This is a genomic window from Pseudonocardia nigra (genome assembly GCF_019396355.1).
GTDB lineage: Bacteria > Actinomycetota > Actinomycetes > Mycobacteriales > Pseudonocardiaceae > Pseudonocardia > Pseudonocardia nigra.
Genome location: NZ_JAHKRK010000093.1, coordinates 1 through 12,558, shown reverse-complemented (window position 1 = coordinate 12,558; position 12,558 = coordinate 1). Strand labels below are relative to the sequence as shown.

Genomic DNA, 12,558 nt, shown 5'->3' with positions numbered 1-12,558 from the left:
CCAGATGCTCGAGGAGCCTCTCGTGATCATCGATACGCACGTGCATCCGACCAACCTCGTGGACGAGGCGTGGCGCCACACCGGCACACCGTTCACCGGCGAGCGCACGCTCGCCATGATGGACGGCCCGTTCCTCATCAACGGCAAGCCCCGCCGCGTGGACGTCTCCTGCATCATGCCCCCGCCCGGCAACACCCAGTGGCGCGACGGCAACCGCACCGGCCGGGAAGGCATCCGCGACTACCAGGCCTACGTCACCGAACTGGTACAGCGCTACCCGGACCGGTTCGTCGGCAACTTCATCTACAACCCGCGCTTCGGGCCCGAGAACGGCGCGGCCGAGCTGGCGTTCCACGTCAAGGAACACGGCTACAAGATGATGAAGCTGCACGCCAACATGCACTCCTACCGGCCGGACCGGGCGCTGGACTGGCTGCGGCCGGCCCTGCGGGTGTGCGACGAGCTGGGCGTCATCGTGCTGCTGCACACCGGCGACGGGCCCTACTCGATCCCCACGCAGTTCTACCCGATCATCCGCGAGTTCCCCGACGTCACGTTCATCATCGGCCACTTCGGCATCCAGACCGGCGGGGTGTACTGCTTCGAGGCGTTCTGGATGATCCAGGACTCCCCCAACGTGATCGGCGAGTCCGGCTGGCTGCTGCAGTCGCGGATCGTGGAGTTCGCCAAGGAGATGAAGAAGAGCGACCTCGTGTTCGGCACCGACTCGCCGCCCAACGAGCCCGGCATGTGGGCGCGTGAGCTCGAGGTGCTCTGCCACGAGCCGCCGCAGGGCCTCAACCTCTCCGAGGACGACCTGGAGGGCTACCTCGGCAACAACATGGCCAAGCTGCTGGGCCTGCAGCCCACCCCGCCGCCGAAGGACGTCGCCGAGGCCGAGGCCTACCTGCGCGGCGAGGTCGTGCAGGCGTCGGCGGCGAACACCCACGCCGACCACTACTCCGACTACACCCCGTCGGCGTGGGCGGAGCAGGCGGCCGCCGCACGCTGACGCCCGCCGCTGCCGCGACCGTCCGGACCTCGCGGGGCCCGGACGGTCGTCGCGCACCGGTCACCGGTGCAGGGTTCGCACGGGGGACGTCGCTGCTCAGGCGATGGGCAGCCGGCGGACCGCCATCCTCGTCGGGCTCAAGGAGACGATCGCGCCGCAGCCGAGATCGTCGAGAACGGTGGGCAGGTTGGCGATCAGCAGCGCACTTTGCGCTTCGCGCGGGAGCTCGTTGACGTGCCGTAGCAGCACGACCGACGGGCTGGCCGTGCGACGCAGCGCAAGGAGCTTCACGCCGGACGAGCGAGCGGGACCTCGCGCTCCTGCGCGATGGCTGCGGCGTACTCCAGAGCGGCGAGCACGTCGGCGTGCTCGAGATACGGATAGTCGGCCAAGAGTTGCTCGATGGTCCGGCCGGCCGCAAGCTGACCGAGCACCATGCTGACGGTCACCCGGAGATCACGGATGCAGGGCAGTCCGCCCATCCGCTCCGGGTCCACCGTGACCCTCTCGAATGCCACATCACGAGGATATGCCCGTTCCGCCGATCCTGGGTTGCGAACCGGGCGCTGATCAGGAAGCGGGCCGCGGGCGGCGCCGGGGGCGGGCCGGGTCGGGGCTGCCCGGCTTCGCCTGCGACAGCCGGACCCGCAGGCGGGCGATGTGGCGGCGCGCGGCCTCGGCGGCGAGCTCCGGGTCGCCCGCCACCATCGCCTCGACGATCTGGCGGTGCTCGTCCAGCGCCAGCCGCGGCGCGTCGGGGCTGCGCCACAGCGAGTGCAGCGCGAAGTGCGAGCGGCCCGCCATCGGTTCCAGGACGGCGGTCAGGTGCGGGTTGCCCGCCAGCTCACGGATCGTGCGGTGGAACCGCCGGTCCAGCTCGATGTGCGCCACGATGTCCTCGCCGGCTCCAAGGGCCTCCTCGTGCTCGGCGAGGATGCCGCGCAGGCAGGCCAGCGCGTCGGCGTCGAGGTGCTCCGTGGCCAGCCCGGCCGCGAGCCCCTCGAGCTGCTCGCGCACCAGGTAGAGCTGCCGGAGGTCGTCGATGTCGACCAGGCTGACCTCGGCGCCCCGGTTCGGCGCGTGCGTCGCGAGACCGTCGTAGATCAGCCGCTGCACCGCCTCGCGGACCGGGCTGCGGCTCACTCCCAGCTGGCGCGCGAGCTCGGGGACGCTCAACGGCGTGCCCGGCGGCAGCCGGTTGACCAGGATCGCGGACTTGATCGCCTCGTAGGTGCGCTCGGCCAGCTGCCCGCCCTGCTCCAACCGGTCGAGGGCGCGCGGCACGGGCATGGAGGGACCTCGATCATCTCGGCTGGACGGGGAGGATATCGCTTCCCACCCCGACCTCAGCCGCACCCGCAGCTACGCCGCAGCACGAGCTCGACGTCGAGCACCCGGTCGGGGACTGCCGCCCCGTCCCGGCGGACGGCGTCCAGCGTGGCGACGGCCGCGCGGCCCACGTCCTCGAGCGGATGGCCCGCGGTGCTGAGCGGCGGCCAGGTGTGCGCCGCCGCCGCGGTCGCCCCGAACCCCGTCACCGCCAGGTCGCCGGGCACCCGCAGCCCGAGCTCCTGCGCGACGCTGAGCACGTCCACGGCCAGGCCGTCGGCCGTCGCCATGATCGCCTCGGGCCGGTCCGGCCCGGCGAGCCAGTCCCGTACCTGGGCGCGCGTGGAGTGGCGGTCCAGCCCCGTGCGCAGCACCGCGGTGGGCTCGATCCCGGCCCGGCGGAGAGCGGCGGCACACCCGCGGGCCCGGTCGGCGACGGGACCGGACCGGGCGTCCCCGGTGAGGCACCCGATCCGCCGGTACCCGTGGGCGAGGAGATGGTCGGCGGCCCGCCGGCCCCCGCGCTGGTTGGCGAGCACGACCGACGGCGCGGCGGCGCCGCGGGGCGCGCGGTGGTTGAGGTACACGACCGGGACCCCGGAGCGGGAGAGGTCCAGCGGCGGGCCGGGCTCGGCGACCTCCGCCTGCACCAGCAGCAGGCCGTCGACCTGCATGCCGGCCAGCGTCTGGGCGTAGCGGTGCTCCTGTGCGCGCGAGAAGCCGGAGTTGCCGAGCAGCACGAGCACGCCCTCGGCGTGGGCGGCCCGCTCGACGGCGTGCACGAGCTCGGTGAAGAACGACTCCGCGCTGTCGGGCACCACGAGCCCGATCGTGTTGCTGCGCGCGGACCGCAGCGCCTTCGCCACGAGGTTCGGTCGGTACCCGAGCTCCGCCATCGCGGCCTCGACGCGCGCCCGGGTCGCCGGGGCCACGGGGCGCGGGCCGTTGTTGAGGACGTAGCTGACGACGGCGGGGGACGTGCCCGCGCGCCGCGCCACGTCGTCGCGGGTCACCACAGGAGCAGGTTAGCCCCTTGACACCGGCACATCTACACGAGTTGGCTCCGTCCGTATCTACACGTGTTGATCCGCTTCCGTCGGGATGGGCTGCGGGTGTCGCAGCCGGGAGGGACGGGCCGCCACCGTCCGCATCGCACCTCGAGGAGTCGCCGCATGTGCACCAGTGGGATCGCGTCATGAGCGAGCGCCAGCGAGCGAATCAATGTCACAGCGCCCGCGCGAAGCGCCGGCCGAGCGCCAGCGAGGCCGTGCGATGAGCGAGCGCCAGCGAGCGAATCAATGTCACAGCGCCCGCGCGAAGCGCCGGCCGAGCGCCAGCGAGGCCGTGCGATGAGCCGCCTGACCAACGGGGCCGAGACCCGGCAGGCCGGTGCCGTCGGCCGGAGCGTGCCGCGCCCCGACGGCACGCTGAAGGTGACCGGGCAGTTCGCCTACTCCTCCGACCTCTGGCTCGACGGCGCGGTGTTCGGCACGACCGTCCGCAGCCCGCACGCCGCGGCGCGCATCCGGTCGATCGACGTCTCCGCGGCGCTCGCCTGCCCCGGCGTGCACGCGGTGCTGACCCACCGGGACGTCCCGGGCGCCGCGACCTACGGGATGAAGGTGGCCGACCAGCCGGTGCTGGCCGTCGACGAGGTGCGCTACCAGGGCGAACCCGTCGCGCTCGTGGCGGCCGACGACGAGGAGACCGCCCGGCGGGCGGCCAAGCTGGTGCGCGTCGAGTACGACGTGCTCGACCCGGTCACCGACCCCACGACGGCACTGGACGCCGGCACCCGCCCCGTGCACCCCGGCGGCAACCTCGTCCGGCACGTGAAGATCCGCCACGGCGACATGGCGCTGGCCAGGCAGCAGGCCGAGGTGGTCGTCACGGGCGACTACGAGGTCGGGATGCAGGACCAGGCGTTCCTCGGCCCCGAGTCCGGCCTCGCGGTCCCCGCCGACGACGGCGGCGTCGAGCTGTACGTGTCGTCGCAGTGGCTGCACAAGGACCTCGAGCAGATCGCCCCCTGCCTCGGTCTCCCGCCGGAGAAGGTGCGGCTCACCCTGGCTGGCGTGGGCGGCGCCTTCGGCGGGCGCGAGGACCTGTCCGTGCACGTGCACGCCTGCATGCTCGCCCTGCGGCTCGGCAGGCCGGTGCGGATGGTCTACAACCGGTACGAGTCGTTCTTCGGGCACGTGCACCGGCACCCCGCCCGGATGCGCTACGAACACGGCGCGCGGCGGGACGGCACGCTCGTCTACGTCAAGGCGCACCTGCTGCTCGACGGCGGCGCCTACACCTCGACGTCGCCGGTGGTCGTCGCGAACGCCGCCTACTTCGTCGCGGGCGCCTACGCCGTGCCGCACGCCGAGATCGACGGGGTCGCGGTGTTCACCAACAATCCGCCGTGCGGGGCGATGCGCGGGTTCGGCGCGGTGCAGTCCACCTACGGGTGTGAGTCCAACATGGACAAGCTGGCCCGCGCACTCGGGATGGACCCCCTCGAGCTGCGGCTGCGCAACGCGATGACGACCGGCACGGTGCTGCCGACCGGTCAGGCGGTGGACGGCCCCGCCCCCGTCCGCGAGCTGCTGGCGAGCCTGCGCGACCGGCCCCTGCCCCCGGACGCCGACGGCGAACGGGACCTGCGCGACCTCCCCGGCGGGGTCGGCAACACCACCCACGGCGAGGGCGTGCGGCGCGGGATCGGCTACGCGGTCGGCGTCAAGGCCATCGGCTACTCCGGCGGGGTGGACGACACCTCGGCCGCGCGCGTGTCCCTGACCGTCGTCGGCGGCGAGCCGTCGGTGTCGGTGCACACCGCCGCCGCGGAGTGCGGACAGGGCGTGACGACCGTGCAGGCCCAGATCGCCCACACCGAGCTCGGCGTGTCACGCGTGGTGGTGCTCCCGGCGGACACGCGGATCGGGGACGCCGGGTCCGCGTCGGCGTCGCGGATGACGTGGATGTCCGGTGGTGCGGTCGAGGGCGCGTGCCGCCGGGTCGCGCAGGAGCTGCTGCGCCGCGCCGCGGCCGGCACCGGCCGGCAGCCGCACACCTTGGCCCTCCGTGACGACTCGGTGGTCGACGCGGTCACCGGCGCGCCGGTCGCCACGGTGGCCGACCTCGTCGGCCCGGACACGATCGAGCACGTCTTCACCTACCACCATCGCCGCACGCAGGGCATCGACCCGGAGACCGGGCAGGGCGACGCCCACATCGCGTTCGCGTTCGCCGCGCACCGGGCCGTGGTCGACGTGGATGTCGAGCTGGGCCTGGTGAAGGTGGTCGAGCTGGCCACCGCGCAGGACGTGGGCAAGGCCATGAACCCGGTCGCGGTGGAGGGGCAGATCGAGGGCGGCAACGCCCAGGGGCTCGGCCTGGCCCTGATGGAGGAGATCCTCGTCGACGACCAGGGGCGGGTGCGCAACCCGTCGTTCACCGACTACCTGATCCCGACGATCCTCGACGTGCCCCCGATGCCGATGGAGATCTTCGAGTTCCCGCACCCCGACTCGCCCTACGGCCTCAACGGCGTCGGCGAACCCCCGACGCTCTCGTCGACGCCGGCGATCCTCAACGCGCTGCGCGACGCCTCCGGCCTGGAACTCGCCCGCACCCCGGTCCGTCCCGACGACTTCACGTCGCCACGGTCTCCCAGTCCCGCAGCGTCCGGCGGACCAACTCACGTCTGTCTCGCTGAGCGTGCTGGTCGGGGGGCGGACGGCGGCGGAGCATAGCCCGCGCTGCGCCAGCGCCTCCTTCACGACCGAGACGTTGAGCGCGGAGCGGTCGCGCGCCCGCAGGTCCTCGAAGGGCGTGATCCGCCACCACAGGTCCATCGCCGCGGCGTGGTCACCGGCGCGCAGGTGCGCGAGCATCGCGAGCGACAGCTCCGGGACGACGTTCACCAGCCCGGACGTGAACCCGTGGGCGCCGGAGAGCCAGAAGAACGGCGCCCAGGTCTCGGCGAGCCCGCACAGCCAGGTGATCGGCCGGCCCTGCGTGGTGCGCACCAGGTGCGCGAGCGCCGTGGGGTCGGGCACCGCGTACTTGATCGCGACGACGTTCGGGCACGCGTCGAGCAGCGCGCCCAGTCGCTGCGCGGACACGGCCGGGTCGCGCAGGTAGAGCACGACGCCGAGCTCGGGCACCGCCTCGGCGATCGCGCGGTGGTAGGCCACCCAGCCCTCGGCGGTCTGGAACGGGTGCGCCGGCTGGTGGACCATGACGAGCTGCGCGCCCGCCGAGCGGGCGTGCTGCGCGGCGCGCACCGCTCCCCCGAGGTCGAGCCCGACGCCCGCCATCACCAGCGCGTCGCCCGCGTGCTCGACGGTGACCTCCACGCAGCGCTCGGCCTCCGCCGGGCTCAGCGCGGTGAACTCGCCCGTGTTGCCGTTCGGGGTGAGCACGTCCACGCCCGCGTCGACGAGCCGGCCGACCAGCGCCGCGTAAGTCTTCTCGTCCACCTCCCCGCGGTCGTCGAACGGGGTGACCGGGATCGCGACCACGGTGCGCAGGCGCTCCGCGACGTCGGACAGCAGCATGAGTTGGTATACCAATATTCCGTCAACGGGTCCAGCTCGCGCGGTGGTCCGCGGCGAACCGGCGGAAGTCGGTGGCCGGACCAGCTGGCCGCTCGGCCTGATGATCGCGGGAACCGGGACGCGCGCGACACATGTGGCCGTTCTGTCCCGCCTCCGCTGATCAGGGCCGGAGGCCGAGGGTCGCGCGGATCTCGGTGAGGCAGCGGCCCGGGTGGCGGTCGAGGTCGTGCCAGGTGAAGCGCAGCAGGTCCCAGCCGTCACGGACGAGCGCGTTGCCCTTGCGCCGGTCGCTCCGGAAGCGGTGGACATCGATGTGCCAGGCCCACCCGTCGACCTCGACGGCCAGCTTTGCGGCGGGGAACGCGAGGTCGACGCGGTAGGGGCCGAACGGGTGGCCGAGCACCCATCCGGTCATGCCCGCCCCGCGCAGGAGCCGGACGAGCAGCCGTTCGGCTGCGGAGTCGGCGCGGTCGGCGGCGGCAGTGAGCAACCGCCCGGCGGCGGAGGATCCGCGGCAGCCGAGGTTGCGGCAGTAGGCGCGGTACAGCGCGGGGAACCGGACGTGGCGTTGCAGGGCGCGGTCGAGGAACGCCGAGCCGTCGGGGAGCGCGACGGCGGCCTCCAGGGCGGCGAGGGGCTTGGCCGCGACCCGGACGCCGGCGCCGCAGACGACATCCGGTGCGGGAAGGTCGCGGCGGCGGACCCGGACGCCGGGCTGCGGGCGCGGCTTGCACCCGGCGGGCACGGTGAGCTCGACCTCGGTGGGGGCGGCGGGAAGCATCCCGTGCCAGAACGCGGCGGCCGGACCGGTCACGACGGCGTCCGCGCCCGCCCACAACCACGCGGCTCGCACCTTCACCTCGTCGGTGTAGCGGTGCCCACCGACGAGGTACACCGCAGGATGCAGCCGCTGCCAGGCCTTCTCCCGAGCCCGGCGGTGCACCGTCCTCGCCGGGACCCGGCGGCGACGGCCTGCGCGAGGCCGACCACGCCACCCTGCCGGACCACGAGCTGCTCGAACGACACCCGGTCAGCATCCACGCGAGCGCCGGCCGGGGGGCCCGATCGAGAAAGCCGGCACGTTGATCACCAGATCCGGGACAGCACCGCCGGATATGGCTGTCACGTCCCGATTTCGGTGACCACGACCAGCAGTACGGCTAACGGACGCCGACGAGCACGATGTCGTCGCCGCACTGCCAGACCGGCACGGCGGTGCCGAACCCCGCGGCACGCAGCATGCTCGCGTGCTCGCCGACGCTCTGCTCGTTCTCGCTGCTGTGGGCGATGGACGCCTCCGACCGGGCGTCCACCAGCGGGCCGAGGTCCGAGTCGGCGAGCACCGCGTCCCACCAGGAGCGCCAGTCCTCGTTGCCGGTGACGCCGGCCCGCTCGGCCCGCGCGTCGCGGACCCACCGGCCCAGGTCGGCGGCCACGTCCCCGTCGAGCGGGCGGTTGTCGGCGTCGACGAACACCCCGCCGGGACGCAGCCGGCCCGCCACCGTCCGGTACAGCTCGGCCAGCGGCGCGGGCGCGAGCCAGTGCAGGGCGGTGGACGACACGACCACGTCCCACGGGCCGGCCAGCCCGAGCGCATCCGGCCAGGCGGGGTCGGTGATGTCGGCCCGCACGACCCGCACGCCGGACTCCGCGGCGAGCCCGAGCAGCAGCGGGTCGACGTCGACGCCCACGATCTCGGCCCCGGGCAGCTCGCGAGCGAGCCGCGACGACAGCGACCCGGGCCCGCACCCGACGTCGACGATCCGCGCCGGCCGCCCCGCGTCGCCCGTCCGGGCCAGCGACCAGCGCACGACGTCGGCCACCACGCGGAACCGCTCCTCGCGGTCGGCCACGTACCGCTCCTGCTGCGCGTCCCACCGCCGGACCCAACGCTCAGGCCTGCCCCACGCCCAGCTGCATGAGGTCCTCCCCGACGATCAGGGTGCCGGAGAAGCCGTTCTGGGCCTGCTTCCACCGCTCCGGATCGTTGTCTCCCGGGACGAGGTGGTTCAGGACGAGGGTCTTGACGCCCGCGGGCTCGGCGACGTCCCGCCCGACCTGTTCGATCGTGGTGTGGGACTCGAGCAGGTGCGCCCGCAGCGGGTCCTGCTGCTCGCGCGGCAGGCTCTGCACCAGCTGCTCGACGAACTCGGGGTCGATGACCTCGTGGACGAGGTGGTCGGCGCCGCGGGCGAGGTCGATGAGGTTCTCGCTGACGGCCGTGTCACCGGAGACGACGACCGAGCCGTCGGGGGTGTCGAACCGGAACGCGAACGCGGGAGCCGTCGGGTGGTGGTCGACGAGCGTGGCGGTGACGCGGACGTCGCCGTCCTGCCACACCGGGATCGGCTCGTGCAGGCGGGGCGGGACGCCGGCCGGATCGACCTGCCAGTACGGGGCGATGTCGATGTCCTGCACGTCGAACGTGCCCTCGGGGAGGGTGTAGTTCGAGTCGCGGGCGCGGTCGTTGAAGTCGGTGGCGAAGGCGTTGCGCAGGTGCGCGGTCATGCCGCTGATGCCCGGCGTGGGGTTGTCGGCGTTGACGAGCGCCGGTTCCGGCCGGTGCGGCGGGAAGACCCGGGGCAGGGTGCCGCGGTCGCCCGGCCCGAACACGTGGATCTTCTCGCGCGCGGAGCCCCGGTTCATGGGGCCGACGGCGTACAGGGCGGGCCATTCGGCGACGTGGTCGGAGTGCAGGTGGGTGAAGAACACCCCGCGCAGGCCGGCGAGCTGCGAGTTCGGCGCCTCACCGCCGAAGCCCGCCGCGGCGAGGCGCATCTGGGCACCGAGGCCGAGGTCCACGACGTAGACGCGGCCGCCGTACGCGATCGCGGTCGAGACGCCGAAGCGGTCTCCTCCCTTCAGGAGGATCGGGCCACCCGCGGTGCCGAGCAGCACCAGGCGGGTGCGGTGGCCGCTCGCCGCGGTCGCCGCGCGCCGTGGTTCCTCGGCGCTCGCCGCGCACCCGGCGCTCGCCATCAGCCCGCCGGCCACGGCGGTGGCGCCCGCGGCGCGCAGGAACCCGCGCCGCGACAGCCCACCCGCGGCGTCGGCCTGCCGGAGGGCCCGGCCCAGCACATCACACATCGAAACGACCTCCTCGTCGGAAACATGGGGACCGCACACACCGCGTGGGGTCGGCACCGCGGCGGTGTGTGCGGAGTCCCGGCGGTGTGTGCGGTGGTCAGGGCGCCGGCCGTGCCAAGCGCACGCCCGCCGCTACCGCCAGGGCAACGACGCCCAGCACCACGAGCGCGGCGGGCAGGCCGCCGATCGCGCCGGCCAGGGCGAGGACGACGAGCGGGCAGACGAACTGGCCGACGAAGAGCGCCGAGGTCCACATGCCCGTGGCGCGGCCCCGCTGCTCGACGCCGAGGGAACCGAGGGCCCACGTGAGCATCGCGGGCAGCAGCAGGCCGTTGCCGAAACCGGTGACGACGGCGCCGGCCACGACCAGCGGCACTGACGTGCCCATCGCCAGCCCGACGAGCCCGACGCCGGAGAACGCGAACGCCGCGGGCACGGTCACGGCCGGGCCGAGGCGGGCGACCCGGCCGAACACGAACGCCCCGACCGCCGTGGCGATCGACCCGACGGCGCTGACGGCGCCGATCGTGGCCGTCGAGGTGACGCCGATGCCGTCGAGCACGTAGGAGAGCTCGACGATGAGCGCGTAGAAGACCAGGCCACCGATCAGGGTCACGCCGACCGGAGCGGCGAGGCGTCACCACGGGAGCGGCGCGAGCTTCTCCCCCGCCGCCGCGGCCGGACGCGCGGGCTGCCAGACGTACCGCGCGGCGAGGACCGCCAGGGGCAGGCTCACCGCGTAGAGCCAGAACGGGGTGCGCCACCCCTGGGCGCCGAGCAGGCCGCCGAGGGCGAAGAACAGAGTGGCCGCCACCGTCGTGTAGACGGTCTGCAGGCCGAAGTACCGCTGGCGCCTGCTGCCGTGGAAGTAGTCGGCGAGCAGGGTCGTGCAGCACGTCATGATCGCGGCCTCGGTCACGCCGACGAGCACCCGGCTGACCACGATGAGGTGCAGGGACGCCAGCCAGAGCGGCGCCGTCCCGACCACCGCGTACACGACCAGCGCCCCCACCAGCAGGCGCTTGCGGCCGAGACGGTCGACGATGCGGCCGGCGACGGGAGCGGTGAGCCCGATCATCAGCGCGGGCGCGGTCAGCACGATCGGCGTGAGCGCCTCCACGCCCGGGGTGTCGGCGAAGGCCTGCTGGATGCTCGGCAGGACCGGCGCGAGCAGCACGGCCCCGAGCACGGCGAGGCAGCTGGACAGCAGCAGGACGAGGGCCTGCGCCCGCCCGGCGCGGCGGCCGGTGGCGGGGTCGACGGCGGTCTCTCCGTCGAGGACGGGGGTGGTCGGTGTCCCGGGCGACGCGGGGTGCGACACGGTGCGCTCCTGGCGGTGGTTCGGGCCGGCGCCGTCGCCGTCCTCGATCGGCAGGCAGTCTGCGGACGGCACGCATGGCCGGGGAACACCGAATCGCCGATGGCGGCCATCAGCCGCGTGGATGGTGGTTCGTCAGGCCTCCGCGTCGACGTCGTCGGTCGCCAGGTGCGCGGCTCGGGTCACGAGGTCACGGACCAGGCGTGCTCGGGGTCGCGGTCGGCGACGGGGTGCCACCACATCGCCTCGACGAGCGGGCCTGCCTCGAACGGGCACGGCAGGGCGCGGACGCCGGTGTCGAGCGGCAGCAGCTGCACCAGCCGCTCCTGCAGCAGCGCGATCCGGCCGCTGCCGGCGACCAGGCCGGGGACGGTCAGGAAGCTCTCGGTGACCACCTGGACGCGCGGTTCGATGCCGAGCATCCGCATCTGCCGCGCGGCCGGGGTGGAGGCGGTCGGCCCGTGGTAGGTGACCACCCAGGGCAGCTCCCGCAGCTGCTCGACGGTCACCGCGTCCCCGACCGCCGCGTTGTCGGCGGAGACGAGCAGCACCCAGCGGTCGCGGTAGAGGTCGGCGTGGGGTAGGTCGGCGACGAACCCGTGCGGCAGCAGCAGCAGGTCCGTGGCGAGCAGGGTCTGCTCCGCGCGGTCCACGGCGTCGGGGGTGTTGTGGGTGAACCGCAGTCGCGCCAGCGGCGCCTCCTGGGCCATCAGGCTCGCGAGCGTGTCGCCGAGCACGGCGCAGACGTAGTCGCTGACCAGCAGGCCGAACTCCCGGTCGGTCGTCGCCGGGTCGAACTCCGGCTGTGCGGTGAACACCCGCTCCGCGCTCTGCAGCGCCAGCCGGACGCGGGGCCGCAGCTGCGCCGCGAGCGGCGTCAACCGGTACTCGTTGCCGGCCCGGGACAGCAGCTCGTCGCCGAAGTGCCGGCGCAGCCGGGCCAGGGCCGCCGACAGCGCGGGCTGGCTCAGCCCCAGCTGCTGCGCGGCCCGGGTCACCCCGCGCTGGCTCAGCAAGGCGTCGAGGGAGACCAGCAGGTTGAGGTCCAGGTTCGCGAGGTTCATCGGCGCGGAAGACTATCCATGACGCTGATGCACGTCATCAGCGATCGGCTGTTCCCTGATGGCGGCGGCAGGCCCGAGCATGGCTGGCGTGTCCCCCGTCTCCTTCGCGCTCGGCCGGTTCGCCGGCGCCGCGCACCCCGTCACCGGACTCGTCGTCGGCCCCACGGCCAACGACTCGGTGGTCGACCTCGACCCGCT

At 73.8% G+C, this 12,558-nt stretch carries 12 protein-coding genes and 1 pseudogene; 2 read left to right on the top strand and 11 right to left on the bottom strand.

Features of this window, described 5'->3' with window-relative positions; all coding sequences use genetic code 11:
• The first annotated feature begins 22 nt into the window (after nt 1–22).
• Entirely contained in the window at nt 23–1,012 is a 990-nt protein-coding gene (locus KME75_RS21890; RefSeq protein ID WP_219416743.1) for an amidohydrolase family protein, read from the top strand.
• A gap of 96 nt (nt 1,013–1,108) precedes the next feature.
• On the opposite strand, the gene KME75_RS21885 is transcribed toward KME75_RS21890, so the two are convergent.
• The 4 genes from KME75_RS21885 to KME75_RS21870 are packed head-to-tail and all read right to left on the bottom strand — an operon-like array spanning nt 1,109 to nt 3,354.
• A complete protein-coding gene (locus tag KME75_RS21885; RefSeq protein WP_219416742.1) occupies nt 1,109–1,303 on the bottom strand; it encodes a hypothetical protein in 195 nt (64 codons plus the stop codon).
• Entirely contained in the window at nt 1,300–1,530 is a 231-nt protein-coding gene (locus KME75_RS21880) for a DUF433 domain-containing protein (RefSeq protein WP_219416741.1), read from the bottom strand. The genes KME75_RS21885 and KME75_RS21880 overlap by 4 nt, the downstream gene beginning before the upstream one ends.
• A 52-nt stretch (nt 1,531–1,582) precedes the next feature.
• Complete coding sequence (locus KME75_RS21875) at nt 1,583–2,302, bottom strand: GntR family transcriptional regulator (protein WP_219416740.1); 720 nt, start codon at nt 2,300–2,302, stop codon at nt 1,583–1,585.
• A 56-nt stretch (nt 2,303–2,358) separates the two neighbouring features.
• Entirely contained in the window at nt 2,359–3,354 is a 996-nt protein-coding gene (locus KME75_RS21870; RefSeq protein ID WP_219416739.1) for a LacI family DNA-binding transcriptional regulator, read from the bottom strand.
• 336 nt (nt 3,355–3,690) lie between these two features.
• Here KME75_RS21870 and pucD point away from each other — a divergent pair, with 336 nt between their 5' ends.
• Nucleotides 3,691–6,084 (top strand): xanthine dehydrogenase subunit D, encoded by a 2,394-nt coding sequence (pucD, locus tag KME75_RS21865; RefSeq protein ID WP_219416738.1) that lies wholly within the window; start codon nt 3,691–3,693, stop codon nt 6,082–6,084.
• Nucleotides 6,085–6,096: 12 nt separating this feature from the next.
• Here the strand turns inward: pucD and KME75_RS21860 are convergent.
• From KME75_RS21860 to KME75_RS21835, 7 genes and pseudogenes are all read right to left on the bottom strand, one after another.
• Nucleotides 6,097–6,891, bottom strand: a pseudogene (locus KME75_RS21860) (dihydrodipicolinate synthase family protein); the annotation flags it as partial.
• A 160-nt stretch (nt 6,892–7,051) separates the two neighbouring features.
• Nucleotides 7,052–7,834, bottom strand: coding sequence for a DUF559 domain-containing protein (locus tag KME75_RS45070; RefSeq protein ID WP_219416737.1), 783 nt, complete (start codon nt 7,832–7,834; stop codon nt 7,052–7,054).
• A 217-nt stretch (nt 7,835–8,051) separates the two neighbouring features.
• Entirely contained in the window at nt 8,052–8,744 is a 693-nt protein-coding gene (locus KME75_RS21850; protein ID WP_219416736.1) for a class I SAM-dependent methyltransferase, read from the bottom strand.
• 40 nt (nt 8,745–8,784) lie between these two features.
• Nucleotides 8,785–9,978 carry an MBL fold metallo-hydrolase gene (locus KME75_RS21845; RefSeq protein WP_219416735.1) on the bottom strand — a complete coding sequence of 398 codons (1,194 nt, stop codon included), beginning with the start codon at nt 9,976–9,978 and terminating at the stop codon, nt 8,785–8,787.
• Between the two features lie 97 nt (nt 9,979–10,075).
• Complete coding sequence (locus tag KME75_RS43450) at nt 10,076–10,594, bottom strand: MFS transporter (RefSeq protein ID WP_308282977.1); 519 nt, start codon at nt 10,592–10,594, stop codon at nt 10,076–10,078.
• Between the two features lie 21 nt (nt 10,595–10,615).
• On the bottom strand, nt 10,616–11,371 hold the full coding sequence (locus KME75_RS43445) for an MFS transporter (RefSeq protein WP_308282976.1): 756 nt from the start codon (nt 11,369–11,371) through the stop codon (nt 10,616–10,618).
• A gap of 107 nt (nt 11,372–11,478) precedes the next feature.
• A complete protein-coding gene (locus tag KME75_RS21835) occupies nt 11,479–12,360 on the bottom strand; it encodes a LysR family transcriptional regulator (protein ID WP_246632565.1) in 882 nt (293 codons plus the stop codon).
• Nucleotides 12,361–12,558: the final 198 nt, after the last annotated feature.

What these genes read in the sequence shown, in the direction of transcription:
- KME75_RS21845 (WP_219416735.1), bottom strand. Translation starts at nt 9,978, where the DNA reads ATGTGTGATGTGCTGGGCCGGGCCCTCCGGCAGGCCGACGCCGCGGGT.
- pucD (WP_219416738.1), top strand. Translation starts at nt 3,691, where the DNA reads ATGAGCCGCCTGACCAACGGGGCCGAGACCCGGCAGGCCGGTGCCGTC.
- KME75_RS21835 (WP_246632565.1), bottom strand. Translation starts at nt 12,360, where the DNA reads ATGAACCTCGCGAACCTGGACCTCAACCTGCTGGTCTCCCTCGACGCC.
- KME75_RS21875 (WP_219416740.1), bottom strand. Translation starts at nt 2,302, where the DNA reads ATGCCCGTGCCGCGCGCCCTCGACCGGTTGGAGCAGGGCGGGCAGCTG.